Source organism: Deinococcus misasensis DSM 22328, assembly GCF_000745915.1.
Lineage (GTDB): Bacteria > Deinococcota > Deinococci > Deinococcales > Deinococcaceae > Deinococcus_C > Deinococcus_C misasensis.
In genome coordinates this window covers 13,737-25,694 of sequence record NZ_JQKG01000031.1, presented here as the reverse complement: position 1 = coordinate 25,694, position 11,958 = coordinate 13,737, and the positions used below count along the sequence as shown (strand labels likewise).

The following is an 11,958-nucleotide window of genomic DNA, read 5'->3' as shown; positions in this document are numbered from 1 at the left end:
ATGAAGCTTTGGCCTCTGGAAGGTCATTTGCTTCTCTGACCCTACTGCATGGCCCAGTATTCGCGCCTGAGCAAGCCATAAATGCAGAAATTGATGTACTGCTCGGGGTGCAGGTGATGGCGGCGTTCTTCTTGCAAAATGGCCTCCAGCCTGAATCCCAGCTTCTCGGGAATCCTTCTGGACACCCGGTTGGCTTCATCAGTGCAGATTTCGATGCGGTGAAGCTGCATGTGGTGAAACCCGTAGTACAGCATCGCCTGCACGGCCTCTTGCATGTATCCCTGACCCACAAAATCCTTGCCCAGCCAGTAACCGATTTCGGCTTTGGGGGTGGCCCAGTCCAGAAACTGAAAACTGGCCGTTCCCATCAGGGCACCATCGTTGCGCCTCACCAGCATGAAACGCAGTTGCTCTTTCTGGTCCAGAAAATGCTGAATGCTCTGCTGCAATCGCTCGCGGGTGGCAGACAGCTCGGGGAGGGTTTTGGCCCACGACATCCACTGCTTGAGGTGCTCGTGAGAATCTTCCATCAGGGCCTGAAACGGCTCTGCGTCCTGCAGGTTGGGAATGCGCAGCAGGAGGCGCTCGGTGTGGATCTCCGTGGGGAGGTCCAGAAGAGGGGAACGGGGCATGCAGACAGCATATCCGGGCGCTTTTGCGCAGATCAATCACCAGAGGAAGGACATCTGCATCCTTCCTCTGGTCCTTTGATGCGGCTGTTTCAGCGCAGGAACAACTTGTACGCAGGATTTTCTTCCTGACACTGGTACTCATAACCCAGACGGTCCAGAAAAGTCTGGAAGGCATGCATGTCTTCCTCAGGGACCTGAATGCCGCAGAGCACCCGTCCATGCGAACTGCCATGGTTGCGGTAATGGAACAGGCTGATGTTCCAAGTGGCCTGCATGGCGTTCAGGAAATCCGACAGGGCACCGGGACGCTCGGGGAAAACAAAGCTGTAGATGCGCTCGTTTTCGGCCTCAGGGGCACGGCCTCCCACCATGTGACGCACGTGCACCACTGCCAGTTCATCCTGACTGAGGTCCGTCACAGCATACCCCAGACCCGAGAGGTCCTCCAGAATCTGGCGTCTGTCACGCGGATTTTCCATCTGCACCCCCACAAAAATGTGGGCCTGAGAAGAAGGTGCATAACGGTAATTGAACTCGGTGATGTTGCGTTTGCCCAGTGCCTGAATGAAGCCTTTGAACGCACCGGGACGCTCTGGGATGGTTACGGCAATGATGGCTTCTTTCTGCTCACCGACATTGGCCCGTTCGGCCACATGGCGCAGGCGGTTGAAGTTGATGTTTGCCCCGCAAGTCAGGGCCACCAGCGTTTCCCCCTGAATGCCCTTCTCGCGCACGTAACGGGTCATGCCTGCGGTGGCCAGAGCCCCTGCGGGTTCCTGCACGGCACGGGTGTCATCAAAGATGTCTTTGATGGCAGCGCACACCTCGTCGGTGGACACCCGAACGTACTCATCCACGTACTGGCGCACCAGATTGAAGGTGTGCTCTCCAACCCGCTTCACAGCGACCCCATCCACAAAAATGCCCACCTGAGACAGGGTAACCCGTTCTCCAGCTTCCACACTGCGGGTCATGGCGTCCGAGTCCTCGGGTTCGACAGCCACGATTTTGATGTTGGGATTCACGCTTTTGAGCAATACAGCGATTCCGGCAGCGAGTCCGCCTCCGCCAATCGGCACGAACACCGTGTAACTCTGGGCACGGCACTGCTGCAAGATCTCCAGGCCCACCGTTCCCTGACCTGCAATCACGTAAGGGTCATCGTAAGGGTGCACAAACGTGAAGCCCTGCTCTGCCTGCAACTGGTAAGCATGGGCTTCGGCGTCGGAGTAACTGTCACCGAACAGCACCACCTCTGCACCGTAACCCCGCACGGCTTTCACTTTGATGTCTGGAGTCGTGGCTGGCATCACGATGACCGCCCGAATGCCCATCTTCTGGGCACTGAATGCCACCCCCTGCGCGTGGTTCCCCGCAGAGGCACAAATCACCCCTCTGGCCCGCTCCTCATCGGTGAGCATGGCCATCTTGTTGTACGCCCCCCTGAGTTTGAAGGAATGGACCGGCTGGGTGTCTTCGCGCTTGAAGTAAACCGTGTTCCCGAGGCGCTCCGAAAGGCTGCGGGCATGGTCCAATGCAGTCTCTCTGGCCACATCGTACACACGGCTCCCGAGGATTCTCTGTACGTACTCCAGATTCATGGTTTTCATGCTACGCCCTGAATGTTGGGATTTCACGTCATTTGTACGCATTTGGAGGGCTGTGCTGTGGCACAGCCGCAGAAGGCTGAAGCCAAAGCTTCTACAGGGCTTTGGCTTTTGCAACGCAGGGCGAGGCACGCCTCGCCCCTACATCTGCCTTCTGCCGATAACGTTATCCCTTCCTCCCCTTTTCTCGATAACACCTGACCCCAAATGCTGGGCCATTTCGCTGAGAACCCCTTTGCGGAAGGGGGTTATGATGCCTGTATGGATCCCCTCAGCCTGACAGCCATTCTGGTCACCATCCTCTTCTGGGCTTCGTCTTTTGCTGGAATCAAGGCCGGGCTGGAGCACTTTTCTCCCGAGCACCTGACGGTGTACCGCTTTCTGGTCGCCAGCGTTGTGCTGCTGATTTACGCAGCCATCAACAAAATTCCGTTTCCAGAGTGGAAAGATGTGCCCCGCATTTTTGGGGTGTCTTTGCTGGGGATCACCATTTACCATTACGCGCTCAATTTTGGTGAAATCACGGTGCCTGCAGGGGTGGCCAGCCTGATCATTGCAGCAGGGCCGGTGTTCACTGCACTCATGGCGACCTTGTGGCTGGGGGAAAGGCTGAACTGGCTGGGCTGGCTGGGCATTTTTGTGAGCATCTCTGGGGTGACCCTGATAGTGCTGGGCAAAGGTGGAGACCTGAGCTTCACACAGGGGGCATTGCTGATTTTGCTTTCAGCGTTCGTGACCTCGTTGTACTTTGTGCTGCAGAAACCTCTGTTGAAAAAATACCCTCCCAGACAGTTCACCGTTTGGTCTCTGGTGTTCGGAACCCTGCCGATGCTGGTCTCCCTGCCCGGCTTGCCCGAGGAAATTCGGGCAGCCCCTGCCAGTGCCAACTGGGCTGTGGTTTACATCGGGATTTTTCCGGCGGCTCTGGCTTACCTGACCTGGACCTTCGCCCTGAGCCGGGTTCCGGCCAGCATCACCACCAGCTTTCTGTATGTTTCTCCTGTGCTGGCCATCATCATTTCTTACTTCTGGGTGCATGAGGTGCCCAATCAAGTGACCCTGATTGGCGGAGCGATTGCCTTGATTGGGGTGGTGATTGTGAACACGCTCGGGAAGCCGAGGGCCGAGGGCACAGGGCCGAGAGCGAAACAAGCCTGAGCATGCGCAGCAGGCAGAAAAACCAGTCAACCTATTGATTTTGGGCATACAGTCAAAGCCTTGAAGCCCTCGGCTCTTGGCCCTGTGCCCTCGGCTGAATTTGCCAAATGTGATTTGCCCCTAGACCCCACCTCTCCACTCTCATACACTGCTAACCATGACCCTTTCCATTGAGCTGAACCAGATCGCCATCGAACTCAATGGACGGCAGGTGCTCAGGGATGTGAACCTGAGCATCGAATCTGGAGAATTCATCGCGATCATTGGGGCCAGTGGAGGGGGGAAAAGCACCCTCCTGAGGGTGATTGCTGGCCTCTTGAAGCCCAGAGCAGGCACCCTGAAGGTGTCTTCGCAGCCCGCTTTTGTGTTTCAGGATTACCGACTGTTGCCGTGGCGCACCGTTCTGAAGAATGTGAACCTGCCCAGAGAGGTGCAGGGCAAGGGGATGGACCCTCTGGAAGCCCTGAAACTGGTCGGGATGGAGCAGTACAAAGACCTGTATCCCGCGCAACTTTCAGGGGGGATGCGGGCAAGGGTGGCGGTTTCGCGTGCCCTTGCACAGGACAGTGAAATCATCTTGATGGATGAGCCCTTTGCTGCTCTGGATGCACTGGTCCGTGAGCGGTTCAATGCAGAACTCAAGCGCCTGCACCGCAAAAACCGCCGCACCATTTTGTTTGTGACCCACTCGATCCGTGAAGCCGTGTATCTGGCCGATCGGGTGGTGGTGATGAAAGACGGCACCATCGCTGACATCATCGACACCAAACTGGAAGGCCGGGTGAGTGCCTACACCGACGGCATCGAAGCCCGTTTGCGCGAATTGCTGGGGGAAGGCAACTCCACCCTCCTGAGCACCACCCCTGTCCAGAGAAAAGTGCGCCTTGAAGGGTGGCTGGCTTTGCTGGCTCTGGCGGTTTTTCTGGTGGGATGGCATTTCCTGAGTTTCACCCAGAATGCTTTCTCACTGCCTGGTCCCCTCAAAGTGCTGGCAGAACTGCAAACTGCATGGGGTGAACTGTCTGGCCAGATGCTCCTGACCCTGAGAACCACCCTGTACGGCATTGTTTTTGGCCTACTGATGGGGATTCTGCTGGGGTATCCTCTGGGGCGCTTTCCCATGCTGGAACGCATTTTTTCACCGTTTCTGGTGGCCAGCCAGAGCACACCCATCATTGCCATTGCGCCGCTTTTGATCATCTGGCTTGGGTTCGGGACCGCTCCAGCCATTGTGGCAACCACCCTGACCGCTTTTTACCCGATCATGATTGCCACCATGACCGGGGTCCGTGAAGTGGAAAACACCTACCACGAGTATTTCGACACGCTGGACGCTTCTTTCTGGCAGCGGCTCAGGTTGCTGGAAGCGCCCGGTTCCCTGCCCGTCATGCTGGGCGGCCTGAAACTGACCGCCAGTCTGGCCCTGATTGGGGCGGTGGTCTGGGAATTTGTCAGCAATGCACCCGGATTGGGGGCAGCCATCAATCAGGCTCGGGCCTATTACAACACCCCGAGAATGTTTGCAGCGATCTTGCTTTTGACCGCTCTGGGTGCAGGGCTTTATGCTCTGGTGACGGTGCTGGAACGGGTGGTCCTGAGGTACCGCCGCAAGTCCAAATGACATGTGATCCCATGTAGACATCTTTAAAAAGATGTCTGCTTTTTAAAAACCTTCTACACAGCTTTTTATATCATGAAGCATGCAATCATGGTTTCAAGATTCAAGATGGCATTTGACGTTGGGTTTTAAAGTCAGAACTGGTTTTTCAGAATTCATGGACGCTGCACTCAAAACATTGCAATGTTATGGTCAGGTCGATGTGCAGCACCACCAAGGGGTGGCCCGCTTCTCTCAACAGCATCACCTTCCTCTGGCCTTTCCAGAGCAAATCCGTCTGGTGGTGTGGGAACAGAAATGGGGCTCGGTGGTGCAGGTGACCATCCACCATGCCTTGATGGACGGGTTTTCCATTGTGTTGATGGTGCGGCAGTTCAAGCAACTGCTGCAAGGCCAGACGCTCACCCCTTATCCTCAGGTGCGCAAAGAAGCCCACCCTTCTCCAGTGTTGAAACAACCCCTCAGACAGCACATCAAACTCCTGAAGCTTGCAGATGGTCGCCGTTTGCGTCCAATTGTGGCTGCCCTGTTCAGCATGTGGTTGAAGGACCACTTCCCGAAAAGCCACTGGACTTGCGGACGTCTGGCCCACGGGCGCACCAGCGAGGAGCGTCGCAGCATCGGGGTGTTTTGCAGGATTGACACCCCTGAAGGTTCCCCCTGGGTGCGGTCCATCCTGAATGAACTTCCAGAGTTTGATTTCTCGGTGCCGGGCAGCAGCCGCATCCTGATTCCCTGGCTCAATCCTCTGGCAGAGGTGGAACTCCAGAGCACCCTCAGGGCCGACACCCTCTACCTGACGTTTCGGGTGGACGCAGACCTGATGGACCGGGAAACTTTTGAACGCACGGTGCTGGCTTTTCGCACCGAATTGCAGCAGGAGGAGCAACCTTCCCTTTCCCCTGCACTTTCCCCACCCATTGCCCCTGCACTTTCCCTGAAAGAAGCCCTGCAAAAACACGCCAACCTGCAGCCTGATGGGGTGGCTCTGGAGACTCCTGAAGGACAGTGGACGTACAGGCAACTGTGGGACCATCTGCAACATGCCCATCCTGTGGCGGGTTTCCGACAGGTGGATCATGTTCTGGACGCTCTGGTGCAACTTCACCATGGTCAGGGGTACCATTTCGGTGCTGCTCAGGTCCCTCCCTGTGATGATCCTTGCTGTGTGGTGTACACCTCGGGGACCACGGGGCCACAGAAACCCATCCGGTTGAAAAAAACCGCTGTGGAGACCTATCTTGCTGCCCTGTCCAGCAAAGTTTACATTCAGCCAGGAGACCGGGTGTTGCAAGCCCACGCATGGACGTTTGATGGCCATCTGGAAAACCTCTTTCTGGCGTTGTTGCAGGGTGCCACATTGGTCGTTCCTGAACAGTCTGCCCTGCAGTTCTCTGCATGGGACCACATCCAGCATGCCAGCGTTCCCACGGCCCTTTTTCACCATTGGGCCAGAGAAAAGCATTTTCCAGCTTCCCTGAAAACCGTGATCGTGGGAGGTGAGCCTTTGCAGCCTGCCGCTCTGGCTTGCAAACCTGAAACGCTGCGCCTGATCAACACCTATGGTCCAGCCGAAGCCACCATCAGCGTCACCCTTTCTGAAGACCACAGTCTGGGACAGCCCATTGATCCAGAGCACCTGCAACTGGTGGACCCTGAAGGTCAACCTGTTCCAGCAGGCAAGACTGGAGAAATTCAAATCAGCGGACTGCAGCTTTCTCCTGATGTTGCTGGACCTTACCGCACAGGAGATCTGGCGTTCTGGCAAAACGGCAGACTCTGGTTTGTGGGCCGCAAGGAAGGCTGGGTGAAGGTGCGGGGGCACCGGGTTTCCCTGCAAGAACTCAGCGATGAACTCAGAGGAGTGACAGGTGTGGAATTTGCACAGGCCGTGTGCAACACCACAGGCCGCATTCAGGTGTTCTTTTTTCCAGCGTCCTCTGCCCTGCCGCTTCAGGAACACACCCGTCAGTGGAGGCTTCCCCTGTCTCTGGTGCCCTTGAACCACATCCCCCTGAACCTGCACGGCAAGGTGGATGAAAAAGCCTTGCAACACTGTGTGGCTTTGCCGGATCCTCCCACAGATCCCCATGAAGCGTTGCTGGTGCAAGTGGCCTCTGAAGTGCTGGGCTGTCCGGTGGGACCACAGGATGACCTTTTTGCCAGAGGGGCCGATTCTCTGGATGTCGCCGAACTCAGTGCTGGGTTTGGCCGCAGGCTGGGTTGCCTGTTTCCTGCTGAACTCCTCTACCAGCACAAAACCATCCGGTTGGTGTTGCGTCACCTGAAACCTGCAGCACTGGACTTGCCAGCTTTCATCCCCGCCCAAATCCCCTCCACTGTTCGACCAGAGGTGGCGGTGGTGGGAGCCAATGGTTTTCTGGGCATCCACCTGCTCGCCGAATTGCAACGCCAGCACACTGCGACCATGGCTGTGGTTCGGGCATCTTCACCTCAAGCTGCCAGACAGCGGCTGGAACAGGCGGCCCGCTTCTGGGAAACACCTCTGGATTTTGACCACGTTGAAATTTGCACACTGGACAGCTTTCTGGCGGATTCTGAAATGCATGCCCATGTGATCAATGCTGCAGGACAAACCGATTTGAATGCTTCCATGGCCCACTTGCAGCAGTCCAATGTGCATCTGTTGGCCTCCCTTGCTGCAAAATCCCTGCATTTGCACCAATGCTCCAGCCTGAGTGTGCTGGGATGGGTCTGGGACGGTGATGTTCCACCTCTGGCCAGAGAAGTTCCACCTCCGCAGGACAGCTATTCTTTCAGCAAATGGCAAGCTGAACAGTGGCTGGAGCAGCAAGGCAACTGCACCCTGTACCGCCTCACCCGTTGCTGGTCACGGGAAGAGGGTGGTCCCCTGCCAGAAAACGATCTGGGTGTGCAAGCCCTGAGGCGGCATCCAGAGTGGCAGGTCCATCTGGATGTGCTTCCAGTGGACGTGGTGGCCCGTGCCCTGGTGGAAAACCTCCAGAAGCCACCAGCAGGGGTGGTGCACTTGCGCAGTCCCATCAGCCCACAGGGCAAACCCCATCCAGATGCCGCAGTCCTGAACCACTACACACCAAACGATCACCAGCGTTACCTGCAACACATGTGGGCCATCCTGCAGCATCCTGAATCAGGCTCTGGTGAAGAAACACTTGGGCAACTTCCATTTGCATCAGGAAAGCCCACGTAGAATGTGACCATGAAACGTGTTGCCCTCTTTACCTTGCTGCTGGCCGGAATGGCTGGAGCCAAACCCCTCACCATTGGCCTCGGGTACATTCCGAACGTGCAATTCACCCCGTTCTATGCGGCAGATGCCATGGGTTATTACAAGGCCGAAGGCTTTGAGGTGGAATTCAAACACGGCTTTGTGTCCGAACTGATGCCCCTGTTGCTGCAGGGCAAAATCGATGCCGTGGTGGGAGATGCAGAAGACGCCATCTTCGCACAGGCACAGGGGGCCAAAGTCAAATACGTGATGGCGATGTACCAGAAACTGCCCGTCACGGTGTTCAGCCTCGCAGAAAAAGGCATCAACAAACCAGCAGACCTGAAAGGCAAAACCCTCGGGATTCCCGGTCCGTTTGGGGCCTCTTACATTGCCCTGCAAGCCCTGCTGGCCAAAAACAAAATCAAAGAAAGCGACCTGCAAATCGCACCCATCGGATTCACCCAACTGGAAGCCGTGAAAGCCGGACGGGTGGATGCCGCTCTGGGCTTCATCAACAACGAGCCCCTGATCCTGAAGCAGCAAAACAGCAAGGTGAACACCCTGGACCTCACCTCTGCTTACCCGATGGTGGGCAACGGCGTGATCGTCTCTGACCGCCTGTTGAAGAACCGTGCAGACCTGCAAAAAATCCTGCGGGCCTCCCAGAAAGGGCTGGCTTACACCGTCACCAATCCGCAAAAAGCATTTGATGTGGGCAAGAAATACTTCGGCAGTGCAGGTGGAGACCTGAGTGTGCTGAACGCCTCGGTGGGCCTGATGCGCAGCAGTTACACCAGCAAAACCGCTCTGGGCTTCAGCGACCCGAGCGCCTGGGCCAAGGCCGTGAACGTGCTGAAAAACCTCGGAAAAGTACCCTCTGGTGCCAAACCCACCGATTTTTACAGCAACACCTACCTGACCAAAGGCATCCGCTGACCTTTCAAAACCCGATCAATTCTGGCAAATCTGCCATGTCCTGAAACACCTGTTGTGCTCCAGCCTCCAGCAATTGCTGCCCATGGTCTGGAGCACAATGGCTTCCTCCTGTGAACCCGAGCACCCGCATGCCCGCAGCACACGCGGCCTGCACCCCACTCACGCTGTCCTCGATGACCAGACACTGCTCTGGTGCATGTCCCAGAGCCTCTGCAGCCAACAGAAAAAGGTCAGGAGCAGGTTTTCCCTTTTCCACCTGCTCAATGCTGAAGATGTGCTCGAAGAAACCTGAAAGCCCTGTCAATCTCAGGGACTGGTCAATCCGGCTTCTGTGACTCCCCGAAGCCACACATCTGGGTCCAGAAAGCTGCTCCAGAGCCTGCCGAATGCCGGGAATGGCCTGCAATTCTGCATCAAAAAGGTCTGCTGTGCGCTGGATCTTCTGTGCGCCATAATCCTCGGGCAAAGGGCAACCCAGCAGGCTTTCCAGCACCTTTTCCACATCCTGCGCACTTTTGCCCACAAAACGGTGGATGTGGTCTTCCAGGGTGATGGAAAGTCCCAGTTCATTCAGGAGTTCCACCCCTGCCCGGTTGGAGAGGATTTCGCTGTCCACCAGCACGCCATCACAATCAAAAATCAAAAGTGGGGTCATGCTCTGGATTGTTGCACGATGTACAGGCAAAAACCTGAACACAGTTCATGGGAACTTTTTCCAGAGACCCTCCGTATCCTGTGATCGAGGTAAATGAAATGATCATCACCACCACATCCACCCTTGAAGGACACCAGATCAGAGAGTACCGCGGCATCGTCACCGGAGAAGCCATCATGGGCGCAAACATCGTCCGTGACTTCTTCGCCAACATCACCGACGTGATCGGGGGCCGCAGCGGAGCCTACGAAGAAAAACTTTCCGAAGCCCGCACCATTGCCCTGCGTGAAATGGAAGAGAACGCCCGCAGACTCGGGGCCAACGCCATTGTGGGCGTGGACCTCGATTACGAAACCGTCGGGCAGAGCGGCAGCATGCTGATGGTGACGGCAAGTGGTACAGCTGTCTTGATTTGAAACGCCGAGGGCCACTGAAGCCAAGGGCCCAGAGCAGAGAGCCCAGAGCCACTGAAGCAAAAGCTGTCGCTTTGGGTGTCCCTCCCAGAGAAAATAGACAACGGACATTTCACAGAAAATCTTTTGCAAACATCATCAAACACCTGATTCAACACCATTTGAAAAAACATCAAATCGCATTTCCAGAAAGCATTCCACATCAGAAAACAAAAAGCCGTCCAGAAGATCCTCTGGACGGTCTTTTTTGCCCTCGGCTCTGGGCCCTCGGCCCTCGGCTTTTACTCAGGCTTGTACGTCTTCTCGATGGGCATGCCCACGGCGTTGCCCCACTCGGTCCAGCTTCCATCGTAGTTGGACACTTTGGGGTAACCCAGCAGTTGGGTCAGCACAAACCAGCTGTGGCTGGAACGCTCGGCGATGCGGCAGTAAGCGATGACCTCTTTGTCAGGGGTGACGCCCACGGGCTCGTAGAGGGCTTTGAGTTCGTCCGCGGTTTTGAAGGTGCCGTCTTCGTTGACGGTTCTGGCCCAGGGGATGCTCTGGGCTCCGGGGATGTGACCGCCACGCAGCACGCCTTCCTGAGGGTAAGAGGGCATGTGGGTGACTTTGCCAGAGAACTCGTCGGGGCTGCGCACGTCCACGAGAGCACCCTGACCGGCTTTGACTTTCTCGATGTGGGCACGGACCTGCTCGCGGTAGGCGCGGATGGACTCGTCGCGTTGGCCGACAGGGTAGGTGGTGGCCTGAACTTCAGGGGCATCGGTGGTGAGGGGACGGCCTTCCTCGATCCACTTCTGGCGGCCACCGTTGATCAGTTTGACGTTCTTGTGGCCGTTGTACTGGAAGAACCAGAAGGCGTAGGCAGCCCACCAGTTGCTCTTGTCGCCGTACAGGATGACGGTGGTCTCGGGGGTGATACCGAGGCGACCCAGCAGTTCGGCGAATTGCTCGGGCTGAATGAATTCGCGTTCAACGGGGTCCCAAAAGTCGTTTTGCCAGTCGATTTTCAGGGCACCGGGGGCATGGCCCACTTCGTACAGCAGGATGTCTTCATCCACTTCAACAATGCGAATGGCGGGGTTCTCCAGGTTGTCCACGACCCACTGGGTGGACACCAGCACTTCAGGATTGGCATAGCTCATGTGATTCCTCCTTGGCAGCGGTACTGCGATTTGTCCTTATCAATATAATTGATAAGACCAGTAAACTACTAGACACATCACAAAAGCCCGTCTAGAAAGTAGGGTAGATTGGTAAGCATGACTGCACTCCCACCCAAACTCGAAGCTGTGGTGAACATGTTTCAGAAAAGCCCCAAGGCCTTCCGTCTGCAAGCCTTGCTGGACTTTTCCAAACGGGTTCCTCCCCTTCCCGAGCACCTGAAAGACAACCACGACCAGATGGAACAGGTCCATGAATGCCAGAGCCCTTTCTTCCTGTTCTCTGAGGTTGAAGATGGCAAAGTCCACCTGTACTTTGATGCTCCCCCCGAAGCCCCCACGGTGCGTGGCTTTGCTGGCATCCTGCTGGAAGGCCTTCAGGGTGCCACCCCAGAAGAAATCCTGAACGTCCCTGACGATTTCTACTTCAACATGGGCCTGACCGAACTGATCACCCCCATGCGCCTGCGCGGAATGGGTGCCATTCTGACCCGCTTGAAAAAGCAACTGTCGGCTTAAGGATTTAGGTTGAGAGCCCAGAGCCGAGGGCCGAGGGCAAAAA

The 11,958-nt window shown here is 56.3% G+C and carries 10 protein-coding genes; 6 read left to right on the top strand and 4 right to left on the bottom strand.

What is annotated here, in order from left to right; genetic code table 11:
- Positions 1-41: 41 nt before the first annotated feature.
- Together Q371_RS16715 and ilvA are read right to left on the bottom strand one after the other, a co-directional pair.
- The gene (locus Q371_RS16715; RefSeq protein ID WP_051964643.1) at positions 42-632 is read right to left on the bottom strand and encodes a GNAT family N-acetyltransferase; all 591 of its coding nucleotides are present in this window, start codon (positions 630-632) and stop codon (positions 42-44) included.
- Between the two features lie 89 nt (positions 633-721).
- Positions 722-2,284 carry a threonine ammonia-lyase, biosynthetic gene (gene ilvA, locus Q371_RS16710; protein ID WP_084571490.1) on the bottom strand — a complete coding sequence of 521 codons (1,563 nt, stop codon included), beginning with the start codon at positions 2,282-2,284 and terminating at the stop codon, positions 722-724.
- Between the two features lie 216 nt (positions 2,285-2,500).
- Here ilvA and Q371_RS16705 point away from each other — a divergent pair, with 216 nt between their 5' ends.
- From Q371_RS16705 to Q371_RS16690, 4 genes are all read left to right on the top strand, one after another.
- Positions 2,501-3,397: a DMT family transporter gene (locus tag Q371_RS16705; RefSeq protein ID WP_034342323.1), complete on the top strand. Its 897-nt coding sequence runs from the start codon at positions 2,501-2,503 to the stop codon at positions 3,395-3,397.
- Between the two features lie 157 nt (positions 3,398-3,554).
- Positions 3,555-5,018 carry an ABC transporter permease subunit gene (locus Q371_RS16700; RefSeq protein WP_034342321.1) on the top strand — a complete coding sequence of 488 codons (1,464 nt, stop codon included), beginning with the start codon at positions 3,555-3,557 and terminating at the stop codon, positions 5,016-5,018.
- Positions 5,019-5,172: 154 nt separating this feature from the next.
- On the top strand, positions 5,173-8,208 hold the full coding sequence (locus Q371_RS16695) for an AMP-binding protein (RefSeq protein WP_034342319.1): 3,036 nt from the start codon (positions 5,173-5,175) through the stop codon (positions 8,206-8,208).
- A 9-nt stretch (positions 8,209-8,217) separates the two neighbouring features.
- Positions 8,218-9,165 carry an ABC transporter substrate-binding protein gene (locus Q371_RS16690; protein ID WP_034342317.1) on the top strand — a complete coding sequence of 316 codons (948 nt, stop codon included), beginning with the start codon at positions 8,218-8,220 and terminating at the stop codon, positions 9,163-9,165.
- A gap of 4 nt (positions 9,166-9,169) precedes the next feature.
- Here the strand turns inward: Q371_RS16690 and Q371_RS16685 are convergent, their stop codons facing one another.
- The gene (locus tag Q371_RS16685) at positions 9,170-9,820 is read right to left on the bottom strand and encodes an HAD family hydrolase (RefSeq protein ID WP_034342315.1); all 651 of its coding nucleotides are present in this window, start codon (positions 9,818-9,820) and stop codon (positions 9,170-9,172) included.
- Positions 9,821-9,918: 98 nt separating this feature from the next.
- Between Q371_RS16685 and Q371_RS16680 the strand changes: the two genes are divergently transcribed.
- Positions 9,919-10,236 carry a heavy metal-binding domain-containing protein gene (locus Q371_RS16680; RefSeq protein ID WP_034342382.1) on the top strand — a complete coding sequence of 106 codons (318 nt, stop codon included), beginning with the start codon at positions 9,919-9,921 and terminating at the stop codon, positions 10,234-10,236.
- 278 nt (positions 10,237-10,514) lie between these two features.
- On the opposite strand, the gene Q371_RS16675 is transcribed toward Q371_RS16680, so the two are convergent.
- Positions 10,515-11,378, bottom strand: a complete 864-nt coding sequence (locus tag Q371_RS16675; RefSeq protein WP_034342313.1) for a sulfurtransferase — start codon at positions 11,376-11,378, stop codon at positions 10,515-10,517.
- A 117-nt stretch (positions 11,379-11,495) separates the two neighbouring features.
- On the opposite strand from Q371_RS16675, the gene Q371_RS16670 reads away from it, so the two are divergent.
- Positions 11,496-11,915, top strand: coding sequence for a SufE family protein (locus Q371_RS16670; protein WP_034342310.1), 420 nt, complete (start codon positions 11,496-11,498; stop codon positions 11,913-11,915).
- The last annotated feature ends 43 nt before the right edge of the window (positions 11,916-11,958 follow it).